This is a genomic window from Vibrio sp. K4 (assembly GCF_051122595.1).
Classification (GTDB): domain Bacteria; phylum Pseudomonadota; class Gammaproteobacteria; order Enterobacterales; family Vibrionaceae; genus Vibrio; species Vibrio owensii.
The window spans coordinates 1,821,996-1,835,783 of the sequence record NZ_CP178578.1 but is presented as its reverse complement, the minus strand read 5'-3'; the positions used below and the strand labels follow the sequence as shown (position 1 = coordinate 1,835,783).

The following is a 13,788-nucleotide window of genomic DNA, read 5'->3' as shown; positions in this document are numbered from 1 at the left end:
GATAAATTAAATTATACGTCCGAACCTAGAAAAAAAGCTGTCCACTAATCGTTATGCTAGGGGACAGCTTTCGTCTCATCCTAATTACTCTTCTTCGATAGAGCTTAGGTATTCTTCCGCATCTTTTAAGTCATCCAACTCAGATGGGTTTGAAAGCTTCACTTTCACAATCCAACCACCTTCGTATGGTTCTTCGTTGATTAGCTCTGGGCTGTCTTCTAGCTCTTCGTTGATTTCAACTACTTCGCCAGTGATTGGTGAGTAGATGTCTGAAGCTGCTTTTACTGACTCAACCAAAGAAAAGCTTTCGCCCGCTTCGACTTCATCTTCCACGTCTGGTAGGTCAACGAAAACTACGTCACCTAGCATCTCTTGAGCGTGCTCTGAAATACCGATAGTTACTGTGCCGTCACCGTTGTCACGTACCCACTCGTGGCTATCTGTAAACTTCAGTGTTTTGTCCATTGCTTAATCTCCAAATAACTTGTCAGGATAGTTTCTGATTTAATAAATCTTTTATTGGTAAAGAGGGTAACGACTGCAAAGCTCTTTCACTTGCTTGCGTACGCGTTTTTCTACTTCTGCGTCACCTTCAGGGTTGTTCACCAAACCGTCCAGTACGTCACCAATCCAATTACCGATGAGTTTGAATTCTTCAGCGCCAAAGCCGCGGCTTGTACCCGCAGGCGTTCCTAAACGGATGCCCGATGTAATCATAGGCTTCTCTGTGTCGAATGGGATGCCATTTTTGTTACACGTGATACCTGCACGCTCTAGTGCTTCTTCTGCTTTGTTACCTTTCAAGCCTTTAGGGCGAAGGTCAACCAGCATTAGGTGCGTGTCTGTACCACCGGTTACGATGTCGCAACCGCGAGTTTGCAATACTTCCGCCAGAACTTTTGCGTTGTTGATCACTGAATCAATATAAGTTTTGAATTCAGGACCAAGCGCCTCACCGAACGCCACTGCTTTAGAAGCAATCACGTGCATCAGTGGGCCGCCTTGTAGACCTGGGAATACCGCTGAGTTGATTTTCTTAATGATGTCTTCGTGGTTGGTCAGAATCATACCGCCACGTGGACCACGCAATGTTTTGTGCGTTGTGGTTGTAACAACGTGTGCGTGAGGAAGCGGGCTAGGGTGCGCGCCTGTCGCGATAAGACCGGCGATGTGTGCCATGTCGACCATAAGAATCGCATTTACTTCATCTGCGATTTCACGGAATTTTGCGAAGTCGATAGTACGTGGAATAGCACTACCACCTGCGATGATCATTTTAGGTTGGTGCTCAATTGCCAGTTGGCGAACGTCTTCGTAGTTGATTTCTAGTGTTTCGCGGTCAACGCCGTATTGAACTGCATTAAACCATTTACCAGAAAGTGCAGGGCGAGCACCGTGTGTTAGGTGGCCACCTGCGTCTAGAGACATACCAAGAATGGTGTCGCCAGGCTGAAGTAGCGCCAGTTTTACTGCGCCGTTTGCTTGTGCGCCTGAGTGTGGTTGAACGTTTGCGTATTCACAATTGAAAAGTTTTTTTGCGCGTTCGATAGCAATGGCTTCCACTGTATCTACGTGCTCACAACCACCATAGTAACGGCGACCTGGGTAACCTTCAGCGTATTTGTTTGTTAGGCATGTGCCTTGAGCTTGCATTACCGCTTTAGAAACGATGTTCTCAGAAGCGATAAGTTCGATTTGTTCGTTTTGGCGAGCGAATTCTGCCTGAATTCCAGCAAAGACAGCGTCATCTGTCGCAGAGAGGTTGGTAGAGAAAAAGTTTTCCAAGCTGTGGTTAGGGTAACTCTTGTTCATGGTAGTTGACCTTCCAAATCTGAAAATGAACCCGCAGTAGAAATAGTTGTTTGATTGCGATGGTGGCTCATTTGTCCTCAAAACAGCTGAACTGCATAGCAGAACAGAGTGAACTTTCGGCCCGAATAAGTGGGCAAAACTCCGTCGGATTGTGGTTTCTCTTGTCCAATCTCTTACGGAAATGTGCATCTCTACATCTAACAAGTTGGTAACATAGCGCTTGCGGCACGAACAATCAACCAAAAATTTCCTATAGGAAACGAGATTTCTGGTTTTGTTAACAAGAGCACGCTTTAATTAACTCGGTGGACTTTTATCCACTATAGGGTTCATGCACAATGCTAATAGGAAGGAATAAAGGATATTTACAGAGGGATTTATGGCAGAAAGTATTTACGATGAATACCCGTCAATGACGTTGGCGAAAGAGCAGCAAGACCAGAATATTGAACCGCTTAAGCTCGGTCAGCGCATTAAAGATATCCGCTCTAAACTTGGTATTACGTTAGAAGAGGCGAGCCAACGAACTGGCCTTGCGCGTTCTACGCTAAGTAAGATCGAGAACGAACAGATTTCTCCAACGTTCCAAGCGATGCAAAAATTAGCGCATGGCTTACAAATTGATATGCCACAACTGTTTGAACCGCCTAGAAAAAAGGTAGCGACAGGGCGTAGAGATGTGACCAAGAAAAAAGAGGGTAAACCACACCCAACCCAAACCTACGAACACGAGCTGTTGGCGACTCAACTTTCCAATAAGAAAATGATGCCTTTTAAGAGCCAAATCCGTGCCCGTAGTTTTGACGAATACAAAGACTGGGTTCGTCATGATGGGGAAGAGTTTTTACTCATCTTATCAGGTGAGGTGATGTTTTATTCTGAGTTCTATGAGCCTGTTGTATTAAGCGAAGGCGACAGTGTGTATTACGATGCGAACATGGGGCATATGTTGACCAGTGTGAGTGAGGAAGACGCGCACATTTTGTGGGTGACTGCCAAATAGTGATAAATAGTTGTAAATTTCCTATAGTGAAAGCAAACGTTTGCTATCGGTTTTGAATGCGTTATGATGGCGCTCTGTTGATGATATCTCACTCAACAGAGCGCCTTTTTTGTGCGTTTTGTTGTGATTGAAATGTTAAAAGTCACACTTTTGAAAGTCGAGCGATGTCTTGTTCGTGCAAAATTGAATCAAGCGTGTTTATTATTGGAAACATTATTCGATGCGAATGCCGACAGCATTCTCGGGTCTATCTAAATGGAGACGAAAATGACTCAAGAACTTCTGAAAACACCACTGCATGCACTTCATGTTGAAGTAGGCGCAAAGATGGTCCCGTTCGCGGGTTACGACATGCCAGTTCAATACCCACTAGGCGTAAAGAAAGAACACTTACACACTCGTGATGCAGCAGGTCTGTTCGATGTTTCTCACATGGGTCAACTTCGTTTGATTGGTGATGGCGCAGCAGCGTTCTTAGAGACACTGGTTCCGGTTGATATTGTTGACCTAGGTGCGGGCAAGCAACGTTATGCTTTCTTTACTAATGAGCAGGGCGGCATCATGGACGACTTGATGGTGGCTAACCTTGGCGATCACCTGTTTGTTGTCGTGAACGCAGCATGTAAAGAGCAAGACATTGCACACCTTCAGGCGCATCTTCCTTCTGGCATCGAGCTAGAGATCATTGATGACCGTGCACTGCTTGCGATTCAAGGCCCTAAAGCGGCAGAAGTACTGGCGCGTTTCGCACCAGAAGTAGCAGAGATGCTGTTTATGGATGTCCGCAAAGTTGAACTGCTAGGCGTTGAGTGCATTGTTTCTCGTAGCGGTTACACTGGCGAAGACGGTTACGAAATCTCTGTTCCTGCGGACAAAGCAGAAGAGCTAGCTCGTAAACTCACAGGTGAAGAAGAAGTAGAGTGGATTGGCCTTGGTGCTCGTGACTCACTTCGTCTTGAATGTGGCCTGTGTCTGTACGGTCATGACCTAGACACAACAACAACGCCTGTTGAAGCAAGCCTACTATGGGGCATCCAAAAAGTACGTCGCGCTGATGGCGAGCGTGCAGGTGGTTTCCCTGGTGCAGATATCATTCTTAAGCAAATCGAAACGAAAGATGTTGCACGTAAGCGTATTGGCTTGGTTGGTCAAACTAAAGCGCCAGTTCGTGAAGGTGCTGAGCTGTTTGATGCAGACGGCAACAAGATTGGCGTGGTAACCAGTGGTACAGCAGGCCCTAACGCAGGTAAGCCAGTATCAATGGGTTACGTACGTGCCGATCTAGCGGCTATCGGTACAGAGCTGTTTGCAGAAGTACGCGGTAAGATGCTACCAATGACGGTAGAAAAAATGCCGTTCGTACCACAACGCTATTACCGTGGTTAATTACCTTATTTTATTGATTTAGCGAGCCAAAGCGAGACTAGGAATCTACCACCCACGCGCTGTTTAACTGCAGTGACGCGTTTAGGAATAAGTAACTATGAAGTAGGTTCCATTCGTTTCCTCTCTGAATCGATAAACACAAACAAAAATGCCGAGCAATGTGCTCGGCATTTTTTATGTTCTTTTGAAAGCTCAACTTATGCAGTGAGTTCTTCGATAGGGCAACACATTTCAATCACAACTTCACTCAGCTTGCTTGGGTGAATCATGTCTTCTTTGTTCACGCTAAACTGGCTTGCCATGATGGTGTTGAACAATTCCCAGTGGTTGATCAGCATTTTCTCGCGATTGTCTGCATCTTCTGGCCACGTCTCTTGCATCATAGGCGCTAGGCTAATCGCACCATGTGCAAACACCAGCATTTGCCACTTTGATTCCCATTGGTCAATACGATGCTCTGGGTATTCCACGTTGTAGTCAGCAAATAGGTCAGTAAAGATCGCCGCGAACTCATCTTTTGATCTTAAGAAGTATTGCAGTAATGCATCGTCGCCTTGGCGAATCGCATCGGCAATCATTTGAACTGGGTGCGGGTTAACGAGTGCAAACGCCAGCATTCTTACCATGAACAAGTAGATTTTTTGATTCGATGGCGTATTCGCTGGCATTTCGCTTACCAACTGCGCCATGTAGCTTTGCATGAATTCGTCCATGCCATCGCTGACGGCTTGCCAGATCTTCTCTTTGCTGCCGAAGTGGTGGCGAATCAAACTATGGGACACACCAGCTTTCTCACTGATGTTTCGAAGCGAGACACGTTCGTACCCTAACTCACAGAACATATCTGCCGCGACTCTTAGAATCAGGCACTTAGTTTGCTCAGCGGCTTCAGCACTTCTACGGCCTTGCTTTCTTTCTGTCATAGTTCGAATTTTCCCGAATATTAATCAACGCGCCTATTTTTACCAGAAACCGGACAGTTTGCCTAATTATTTTATTATCCACGTGGAAAATATGTTGATCATTTTTTCGTTATACATATACTGCACACCTGTGTAGTAAATATAAAGTCGATGGAGAAAGCCAGTGCGAAAACAATACTTAAAGCGCACATTTGTCGGAGCTGCGGTGGCATTGAGCCTCGCCACGATGCTGACAGGGTGTAACAAAGCCGTATCAGAACCGTCTGAGCCATTAATCAAACCTGTAAAATTACTTGCTGTTAATGATCTGACTGTTGCCGATTCCGATGCATTCCTTGCACGAATAGATGCAACGTACAGAGCCCAACTTTCATTTCAGGTAGGTGGCGAAATTGAGAAGTTGATCGTGAGAATGGGTGAAGAGGTGAAGCAGGGCGGTGTACTTGCAACGCTAGACCCAAAAGACTTGCAGTTAGCTCTTGATGCATCACAAGCGCAGTACGCATTAGCGAAAACCCAATGGGAACGCTCGAAAAGTTTGTACAACAAGAAGCTGATCAGTACAGACAGTTACGACCAACAAGAAACGCAATACAAAGCGGCACTGGCAAACTTAGAGCAAGCTAAAACCGATTTGAGCTACACAGAGATTCACGCGCCGTTTGATGGTGTGGTGTCTTATACCTACGTGAAGCCATACCAAGTGGTTGCTGCTAAGCAAGAAATCCTAAACCTAATCGACAACACCACTTTAGATGTGTCGTTTACTTTGCCTGTGACTTACGCCGAAGCGGTGTCATTGAACTCACTTAAAGACGCAGAGATGTGGGTGACGATGGACAGCGAACCAAACAACCGCATCCAAGGCAAATTCAAAGAAATCTCTACTCAACCCAATGCCGACACCAACAGCTACGAAGCGATCGTGACAATTACTCGTCCTTCTGATCGTAACTTGCTAACGGGCATGACAGGCCAAGTACACATTGCGAAGCAAAACGTATCGAACGCGATGATGCTGCCAAATGCGGCTTGGGTGTCGAAAAACGGCGCTCATGGTGAAGTTTGGGTAATGGACAGCGATACACAGCAAGTGAATAAAGTGACCTTGTCACTGAATGCGAACGGTGCTGTGGAGTCGGGTCTAGACAAGAATGATTACGTTGTTATTGCAGGTGTTGAACGCCTAGTGGAAGGCCAAGTAGTGAAAGCTTGGGTTCGTGAGGAAGGTATCTAATGAAACGTTCATTATTCACAGTATCGGCTATCGCACTGGCGGTACTCACCGGTTGTAACAGCACAGACGAAGTGACCGCAGAGCAACCTTTGTATGTCTCTACGGTTGCTGTTGATGTTCCAGTAAAAAGCCAATACCGCACATTCAAAGGCCAAGTCGTGCCAGCGGAACAAACGCCAATTGCATTCCGTCGCGCAGGCGAAGTTCAGCATGTGCTAGTCAAAGCGGGTGACACGGTTAAAGAAGGCCAGATGATAGCTAAGCTAGACGACAGTAAAGAGAAGCAAGCAGTAAACGATGCAGAAGCACAATACACGCTCGCGATTCGTCAGCTTAAGCGTGGTGAAGAGCTGCATAACCGCCAAATGATTTCTAAAGCGGAGTTGGATGAGCTAACGGCAAACAAAGAGCTGGCGGAAGCAAACTTCTACAACGCGACAAACCAATTGAACTACACACGTTTGTTCGCACCGTTTGCGGGCAAGGTTTCTGATGTATTCAAAGAGCGATTTGAGCGTGTTGCGATTGGTGAGCCGGTTTTAAACCTGTACCAAAGCGACAAAGTGTACGTTCGTATCGAACTGTCAGACAACGTGCTTGCGATGGTAAACCCAAATACACAAAGCATGAGCTACCAACCTCAAGCAACGTTCTCAGGTGACGCGAAATCTTATGCGTTGGATTACTTGGAGCACACCAGTGAGCCAAATGCTCAAACGCAAACCTACCAAATGTATTTAACCATGCCACAACCTGAGGAAGAGATTCTGCCGGGTACTAGCGTAAGTGTTGCAGTAGACATGGTGGCAGCGGGCATTACTTCCATTGATGGCTACAACATCCCAATGACTGCATTACAAGCGGGCAATCAAGATGGTGAGTTTTTTGTTTGGAAATTGAATGGTGACGCTGTCACTAAAGTGGAAGTAACCATCGACCAAGTTAATGGCGAAGGTGCGATTGTGTCATCAGGTGTTGCTCAAGGCGATGTATTAGTGAATTCCAGCTTACGCAAACTGCGAGAAGGTAAGCATGTGGATGTGGTGGAGAAACAACAATAATGAGCATTGCTGAATACTCAATTAAGAACAAAGTCATCAGCTGGCTGTTCATCGTTATTCTAGCGATCGGCGGCGTGACGTCGTTCCTAGAACTTGGTCGATTGGAAGACCCGGCATTTACCATCAAAGATGCGATGGTGATTGCGACTTATCCTGGTGCGACTTCTAAAGAAGTAGAAGAAGAGCTGACGTATCCGCTTGAGAAAGAGATTCGTAAGCTGCCTTATATCGATAAGATTACGTCGACGTCCTCAAGTGGTATGTCACAGATTATGGTGAGCATGAAGATGGACTACGGTCCGGATGAACTGCCACAAATCTGGGATGAAATGCGCCGTAAAATCAACGATCTGCAACCAACTTTGCCGCAAGGCGTTCAATCTCTGCAAATTATTGATGACTTTGGTGACGTGTACGGCGTAATGCTGATGCTAACGGGTGATGACTACGATTACGTAGAACTGAAACGTTATGCAGACCAACTTACGCGTGAACTCGAACTGATTGATGGTGTGGGTAAAGTTGACATCGCTGGCGACCAACAAGAGATGTTGTTTGTTGAGATTTCATTGGATCGCTTAGCGGCTCTGAACCTCGACATGAATGTAATCTCTGGCTTACTGAACCAACAGAACAATGTGGTCTCTGCAGGTGAAGTAATGGTAAACGGCGAGAGCCTTATTATTCGCCCAAGCGGTACGTTAAACACCGTAGAAGCACTAGAAAACCTGATTATTCATGGTCGTGATACGGGTAATCTGATTCGCTTGAAAGACGTTGCAACCATCAGCCGTGGCATTCAAGAAAAACCGGGCAATGTGCTGCTGTACAACGGTAAGAAAGCGATCAACATCGGTATTTCGTTTGCCTCTGGTGTAAACGTAGTAGAAGTCGGTCAACGTATTGAAGCTGAACTAGCAAGCCTTGAGACCATCAAGCCCGCTGGTATCGATATGAACTACTTCTACAACCAATCACAAGAAGTAGACGATTCAGTTAAAGCGTTTGTTATTAGCTTGGCAGAAGCGGTTGCTATCGTAATCATCGTACTGCTGTTCACTATGGGTTTACGCAGTGGCGTGATCATCGGTTTGGTGTTGTTGTTGACGGTATTCGGTACCTTCATCTTGATGAACTACAACAACATTGAACTACACCGTATCTCACTTGGCGCGCTGATCATTGCACTCGGTATGCTGGTGGATAACGCTATTGTGGTGGTTGAGGGGATATTGGTTGGTCTTAAGAAAGGGCGAACCAAGGTTCAAGCTGCAACAGATATCGTAAAACAAACTCAGTGGCCGCTGCTTGGTGCGACAGTCATTGCTATTACTGCGTTTGCGCCTATCGGTCTGTCTCAAGATGCGACTGGTGAGTTCATGGGCTCTCTGTTCTGGGTTCTGTGTTTCTCGCTATTCTTGAGTTGGATTACGGCGATTACGCTAACGCCATTCCTAGCTGATCTTCTATTGAAAGAAGAAGACAAGAACGCAGATGCAGAAGACGAAGACCCATACAAAGGTTGGTTGTTCGTCGCGTTTGGTGCGTCTCTTAAACTTGCGCTTCGTTTCCGTTGGTTAACGGTAGCAGGCATGGTCGCGCTGCTAGTTGGTGCTGTGGTTGCGTTTGGAAGTGTGAAACAACAGTTCTTCCCGCCGTCAAACACGCCGATGTTCTACGTTGATATGTGGATGCCAGAGGGCACTGACATTCGCGAGACCATCAAGAAAGCGGAAGAAGTTGAAAGCTACATCCGTACTCAAGACAACATTGATTTTGTTTCAGCGTCGATTGGTCAAGGTTTGCAGCGTTTCGCTCTGACTTACCAACCAGAGAAGAGCTACGAAGCCTACGCACAGTTCCAAGTTCGTACTACGGACCGTGAGAACATGTTTGAGCTTCTTCATAAGCTCGACGACAACCTAGCGAAGACGTTCGACAAGCCAACGTTCCAGTTCAAGTTGATGGAATTCGGCCCGTCACCAGCGTCTAAGATTGAAGCGCGTATTACTGGCCCAGATCCACAAGTGCTACGTGAGCTTGCGGTACAAGTAGAAGATATTCTTCATACTGACCCGGGTGCTCGTAACATCCGTCACGACTGGCGTGAGCGTACTAAAGAGCTAGTGCCTGTTTTCAACGAATCTAAAGCACGTCGCCTTGGTATCTCGAAAGAAGATCTTTCAAGCACACTGCAAATGGCGTTTGGTGGTAGCACACTTGGCTTCCTTCGCGATGGTACGCACATTCTGCCTATCATGACGCGTTTGCCAGAAGCGGAGCGTGTGGATTTTGAATCACTGCAGAACGTAAACATCTGGAGTCCATCGCTGCAAAGCTACATCCCAGTTGATCAAGTGATTGATGGCGTGAAACTGGATTGGGATGAGCCACTGATTCAGCGTCGTGACCGTAAACGTACTCTAACGGTGCTCGCCGACCACGATGTATTGAGTGATGACACTGCAGCAAGTTTATTTGCTCGTGTTCAACCAAAAGTGATGGCACTGCATATTCCAGAAGGTTACGAAATCACGTGGGGTGGTGAGTACGAATCATCGAAAGATGCACAAGAAGGTCTGTTTGGCTCATTGCCAATGGGTTACTTATTGATGTTCATCATTACGATGCTGCTGTTTAACTCACTGAAGAAGCCATTGGTTATTTGGTTCACTGTACCGCTGTCTATCATCGGTGTGGCATTTGGTCTTCTGACGACAAACATGCCATTTAGCTTTACCGCGTTCCTTGGTCTATTGAGCTTGAGCGGTATGATTCTGAAAAACGGTATCGTACTTCTTGACCAGATTAACCTAGAGCTAGCATCAGGTAAGGATCCTTACTTAGCGATTGTCGACAGTGCGATTAGCCGTGTTCGACCAGTAAGTATGGCGGCGCTGACCACCATCCTAGGTATGATTCCATTGGTGTTTGATGCGTTCTTTGGCTCAATGGCTATTACGATTATGGCAGGCCTTGGTTTTGCTACAGTATTGACTCTGATTGTTGTACCAGTCATGTTTGCAATTCTGTTTAAGATCAAACCAACCACTGCATAAGGGACTTCCTGGCTTTATTTATTGTCAGATTCCTGCCAAGCCCTGAGGGTATTCCTCAGGGCTTTTTTGATCCGAGAGAATTAAGATGCGAGATACGAGAAGATAATGGAGCCGAGAATCTAGAAGCGGGAAGAAGATGAAGTTGGACAAGAAGGGCTGGTGGTTTCGTGTACACCTAACTGATTTTTATGATTTTCTTACAAGCGATTGATAAATCATGCGTATACTAAGAACACATCATCATTAAAAGAGCGAACGCAAATGAACAATCGCGGATTACACGGACTCTTCCTGTTAGGTTCTCTAACGCTTATTGGCTGTTCTACGACAGACGGCGTTTCTTCAAATACCACGGCAACAGAAGCGCCTGTGGAAGTGAAAAGTGCCGATGCGGCAACAATCGCAACTTGGATTGACCAAAGCATTCTTAACCCAGAAGGGCTTTCTTTAGCAAACGACAAGATCAAATACCAATTGGGTTCTGCTGACTTAAACAGTGACGGTATGGCAGAACACTTTGTGTTGTTCCAAGATCGTTACTTCTGCGGCAGTGGTGGCTGTACTGGGTACATATTCGATAACAGTGGTAAAGTGCTTAGCCGCATGTCAGTAACCAGAACGCCGATTGCTCTTATCGACAACTACAGCAACGGTTGGCAAGATTTTGTTGTGTGGAGCAATGGCGCATACCGCCAGATGAGCTTTAATGGTGACTCTTACCCAAGTAACCCATCTGTCGAGCCAAAATACGACCATAACACCCAAGTGCAAACAGCAATCGCGTATGTGATGGCAACCGAGCTTTACCAACAAGACGGTTACGACATTCTGCCTGTCGATGATAAAGAGATCTGGACGCCAGCGAACGTTTATCACTTTACCTTTAAGCATCATGGCGATCCGCACAGTGTGTACAATGCAACGGTGAACTTGAGCAGCGGTGATGTGGATATCGAGTCTGAACCAATGCAATAAATTGTCGGTTTAAACACTGCCAACTTGAACAAGAAAAGGGCGAACACTTATCATAAGCGTTCGCCCTTTGTGGTTTCTATGTGTTTGCTTTTATTTCTATTGTTTTTGGAGCTTAGGCTGCTTTAGAACCTAGCCAGTTTAGAATTTATAGGTAGCGCCCGCATAGAAAGAGCCAATCTGTACGTCTGTATCCAAACTTGACCCTTTCGGTTTTACTGTGAAATGGTCCATCTCATACGCCGCGCGAAAGGTGATGTTTTCTAATTGAATTGGCGTGTATTCCAGACCTGCACCGATACGTAGGGACAAATCATCTTCATTGTCTGTCGTCGGAATATCAACAGACATATAACCCAAACCAAAGGTTGCGAAAGGGCGCAGACCATTATTGAACGAGTAACCAATATTCGCCGCTACCGAGACGTTGCTCGCACCTAAATCATAAGCCGTATCTACGATCTTAAAATCACCATAATTGGTGTACTGCGCTTCAACGGCAACGATACGGTTGAACTGATAACCACCAATGATTTTGAACGCGGTGCCGTTGTCATCCACTTTTGTAAATGGGTTATCGTCACTAAACGTGTTGTTACCCACACCGCCTCCAAGATAAAAACCTGAGACATCTTGTGAACCATTTGCTTGAGCACAAACGCTAAAAAGAGCGGATAAAAGGATGATTGTGTTTTTCATAGTTACCTCTGTATGACTGTCTGCCTTGTTATATTTAAAACGGTGTTCATTATCTAAATGAGGCGCTGAAAAACTAAACAAAAAGCAAACAAAAACCAAATAATTCCCTTTGATTTAGTCACTTAGGTAATTGTGTGTTTTTTGTGTGATTGGAAGGTATGCATAACAAGAAATCGATGTTTGAATCCTTGATTACGTCCAAACTGGACGCTTTATGCTGGTGTGATGAGATTGATTTGGTTTTTCGAATGGTTTGAGAAACCTAACCTATAATTCAAGGAGTTGAGAAAGTAGTGAGCCTGTATGCATAGAATCTATTTCGCCAATTTAATCCTCGATCCGACGACAAGGAAACTGTCCAATTCAGACGGCGATGATGTTCCCCTAAGACCGCTGCCATACCAAGTATTGAACTTGCTGATAGAAAAGCAGGGCGTGCATGTGACTCGTGAGGCGTTGTTCGAAACCTGTTGGGATGGCTCCGTCGTTACCGATCAAGCTTTGACCAATGTGATTTCCGGTTTAAGAAAGAAACTGGCTCAGTTGAACGCACAAGGCGTACAGATTAAAACGGTAAGTAAGATTGGTTATTTACTGGAAGTTGATGCGGATGTGAAACCCATCAAACAGAAAGTTGAGATACCGGAACTTCAAACACTCGAAATTGATGATGTTGAGCCTCAAGTCAAAGGGGCGCCCAAACAAGAAGTTGAATCGCGAGACAAGGCATTTAGCTTAACTCCGATACTGATGACGGCTTTCCTGCTTATCGCGATTGCCTCTGTGCTTTATTTCCGTCCGTTTGTGCCACATCCTGATTTTCTTGATGATTCGGATTACCAACACTTTTCTGTGTCTGAAACGGACTTCTACTTTTACGATCAAAATCATGATGAGTTAGATCTTTCGGCTTTGGCAAAGAGCCTCAATGATGAAGTGTTTCCAGTGTGTCCGGCCATCGTGTATTTGCGCGTATCTGAATCGGCTTACCAAGAAGGGGCGCATATTCTGCGTGCGTTTGCGTTCGCCAAAAACAGCAATAAGAACGTCAACTACATTAAGTTTTCTCTCGATATCGACACCTTGAAAGAAACGGTCTTAGAGAGCATGAGCAGGGCGGATGCAATATGCAAATAAGCAAACTCCTCGTCCTCAATGTTGCATTGGCAATTGGCCTAGTGGGTGTGGTTGTTCACCAAAAGTATTTTCAATCGGATGAAATTACTGGTTCTCGCTGGGCGTGTGCAACGTTTGAAGAAGACTTTATTACCAGAGGTTACCGCCGTTATGAAAACATCAGTGACCGTTCTGTCGTGGTGTTTAGCTCGGATAGAGACATGTACATTTTCCAGAAAGGGTCGCTGCTGACAAAAAAGGGCGAAAGCAAAGAATATGAACTGGTTTACAACGGCAAGTATCAAGTGGATGGTCATGCGCTTACCGTGGATTATAAGAAAGTAAGTTGGAATGAACAGCCAACGGAGAGTGAAGTGTTTGTAAGAGACATGAACTCATACGTGGGCACAAAAACGGACTTCATCTACAAAGTGGAGGACGAGCAACTGTTCTTTTTCAATCAGAGCGAAACAGAAGAGAGTAACTTTATCTGCTATCGGATTTAGCGCCCGTTAGACTC

At 45.6% G+C, this 13,788-nt stretch carries 12 protein-coding genes; 8 read left to right on the top strand and 4 right to left on the bottom strand.

All coding sequences use genetic code 11. The features are described 5' to 3' along the window. Nucleotides 1-84: 84 nt before the first annotated feature. Both gcvH and ACLIIY_RS25690 read right to left on the bottom strand, forming a co-directional pair. Entirely contained in the window at nucleotides 85-465 is a 381-nt protein-coding gene (gene gcvH / locus ACLIIY_RS25695) for a glycine cleavage system protein GcvH (RefSeq protein WP_005451648.1), read from the bottom strand. Nucleotides 466-516: 51 nt separating this feature from the next. Then, the gene (locus ACLIIY_RS25690; RefSeq protein WP_045477899.1) at nucleotides 517-1,812 is read right to left on the bottom strand and encodes a serine hydroxymethyltransferase; all 1,296 of its coding nucleotides are present in this window, start codon (nucleotides 1,810-1,812) and stop codon (nucleotides 517-519) included. Nucleotides 1,813-2,191: 379 nt separating this feature from the next. Here ACLIIY_RS25690 and ACLIIY_RS25685 point away from each other — a divergent pair, with 379 nt between their 5' ends. Together ACLIIY_RS25685 and gcvT are read left to right on the top strand one after the other, a co-directional pair. Next, nucleotides 2,192-2,815 carry a helix-turn-helix domain-containing protein gene (locus tag ACLIIY_RS25685; protein WP_005431308.1) on the top strand — a complete coding sequence of 208 codons (624 nt, stop codon included), beginning with the start codon at nucleotides 2,192-2,194 and terminating at the stop codon, nucleotides 2,813-2,815. Between the two features lie 267 nt (nucleotides 2,816-3,082). After that, the gene (gene gcvT / locus ACLIIY_RS25680; RefSeq protein WP_020197065.1) at nucleotides 3,083-4,201 is read left to right on the top strand and encodes a glycine cleavage system aminomethyltransferase GcvT; all 1,119 of its coding nucleotides are present in this window, start codon (nucleotides 3,083-3,085) and stop codon (nucleotides 4,199-4,201) included. Between the two features lie 197 nt (nucleotides 4,202-4,398). On the opposite strand, the gene ACLIIY_RS25675 is transcribed toward gcvT, so the two are convergent. Beyond that, a complete protein-coding gene (locus tag ACLIIY_RS25675) occupies nucleotides 4,399-5,124 on the bottom strand; it encodes a TetR/AcrR family transcriptional regulator (protein ID WP_005441953.1) in 726 nt (241 codons plus the stop codon). 163 nt (nucleotides 5,125-5,287) lie between these two features. Here ACLIIY_RS25675 and ACLIIY_RS25670 point away from each other — a divergent pair, with 163 nt between their 5' ends. From ACLIIY_RS25670 to ACLIIY_RS25655, 4 genes are all read left to right on the top strand, one after another. Further along, entirely contained in the window at nucleotides 5,288-6,361 is a 1,074-nt protein-coding gene (locus ACLIIY_RS25670) for an efflux RND transporter periplasmic adaptor subunit (RefSeq protein ID WP_434528778.1), read from the top strand. Then, complete coding sequence (locus ACLIIY_RS25665) at nucleotides 6,361-7,422, top strand: efflux RND transporter periplasmic adaptor subunit (protein WP_005441949.1); 1,062 nt, start codon at nucleotides 6,361-6,363, stop codon at nucleotides 7,420-7,422. The genes ACLIIY_RS25670 and ACLIIY_RS25665 overlap by 1 nt, the downstream gene beginning before the upstream one ends. Continuing rightward, nucleotides 7,422-10,481, top strand: coding sequence for an efflux RND transporter permease subunit (locus tag ACLIIY_RS25660; protein ID WP_005441947.1), 3,060 nt, complete (start codon nucleotides 7,422-7,424; stop codon nucleotides 10,479-10,481). Before ACLIIY_RS25665 ends, ACLIIY_RS25660 begins: the two co-directional genes overlap by 1 nt. Before the next feature lie 261 nt (nucleotides 10,482-10,742). Further along, nucleotides 10,743-11,456 (top strand): hypothetical protein, encoded by a 714-nt coding sequence (locus ACLIIY_RS25655; RefSeq protein ID WP_434528777.1) that lies wholly within the window; start codon nucleotides 10,743-10,745, stop codon nucleotides 11,454-11,456. A 138-nt stretch (nucleotides 11,457-11,594) separates the two neighbouring features. Here the strand turns inward: ACLIIY_RS25655 and ACLIIY_RS25650 are convergent, their stop codons facing one another. Next, nucleotides 11,595-12,152 (bottom strand): porin family protein, encoded by a 558-nt coding sequence (locus ACLIIY_RS25650; RefSeq protein WP_038894860.1) that lies wholly within the window; start codon nucleotides 12,150-12,152, stop codon nucleotides 11,595-11,597. A gap of 303 nt (nucleotides 12,153-12,455) precedes the next feature. On the opposite strand from ACLIIY_RS25650, the gene ACLIIY_RS25645 reads away from it, so the two are divergent. Together ACLIIY_RS25645 and ACLIIY_RS25640 are read left to right on the top strand one after the other, a co-directional pair. Then, nucleotides 12,456-13,289 (top strand): winged helix-turn-helix domain-containing protein, encoded by an 834-nt coding sequence (locus tag ACLIIY_RS25645; RefSeq protein WP_434528776.1) that lies wholly within the window; start codon nucleotides 12,456-12,458, stop codon nucleotides 13,287-13,289. After that, on the top strand, nucleotides 13,280-13,774 hold the full coding sequence (locus ACLIIY_RS25640; RefSeq protein WP_434528775.1) for a hypothetical protein: 495 nt from the start codon (nucleotides 13,280-13,282) through the stop codon (nucleotides 13,772-13,774). The genes ACLIIY_RS25645 and ACLIIY_RS25640 overlap by 10 nt, the downstream gene beginning before the upstream one ends. The last annotated feature ends 14 nt before the right edge of the window (nucleotides 13,775-13,788 follow it).

Bases quoted from the DNA above. Each gene is read 5' to 3' on its own strand.
- ACLIIY_RS25685 (WP_005431308.1), top strand. From the start codon at position 2,192: ATGGCAGAAAGTATTTACGATGAATACCCGTCAATGACGTTGGCGAAA.
- gcvH (WP_005451648.1), bottom strand. From the start codon at position 465: ATGGACAAAACACTGAAGTTTACAGATAGCCACGAGTGGGTACGTGAC.
- ACLIIY_RS25660 (WP_005441947.1), top strand. From the start codon at position 7,422: ATGAGCATTGCTGAATACTCAATTAAGAACAAAGTCATCAGCTGGCTG.
- ACLIIY_RS25640 (WP_434528775.1), top strand. From the start codon at position 13,280: ATGCAAATAAGCAAACTCCTCGTCCTCAATGTTGCATTGGCAATTGGC.
- ACLIIY_RS25675 (WP_005441953.1), bottom strand. From the start codon at position 5,124: ATGACAGAAAGAAAGCAAGGCCGTAGAAGTGCTGAAGCCGCTGAGCAA.
- ACLIIY_RS25655 (WP_434528777.1), top strand. From the start codon at position 10,743: ATGAACAATCGCGGATTACACGGACTCTTCCTGTTAGGTTCTCTAACG.
- ACLIIY_RS25690 (WP_045477899.1), bottom strand. From the start codon at position 1,812: ATGAACAAGAGTTACCCTAACCACAGCTTGGAAAACTTTTTCTCTACC.
- ACLIIY_RS25645 (WP_434528776.1), top strand. From the start codon at position 12,456: ATGCATAGAATCTATTTCGCCAATTTAATCCTCGATCCGACGACAAGG.
- ACLIIY_RS25650 (WP_038894860.1), bottom strand. From the start codon at position 12,152: ATGAAAAACACAATCATCCTTTTATCCGCTCTTTTTAGCGTTTGTGCT.
- ACLIIY_RS25665 (WP_005441949.1), top strand. From the start codon at position 6,361: ATGAAACGTTCATTATTCACAGTATCGGCTATCGCACTGGCGGTACTC.
- gcvT (WP_020197065.1), top strand. From the start codon at position 3,083: ATGACTCAAGAACTTCTGAAAACACCACTGCATGCACTTCATGTTGAA.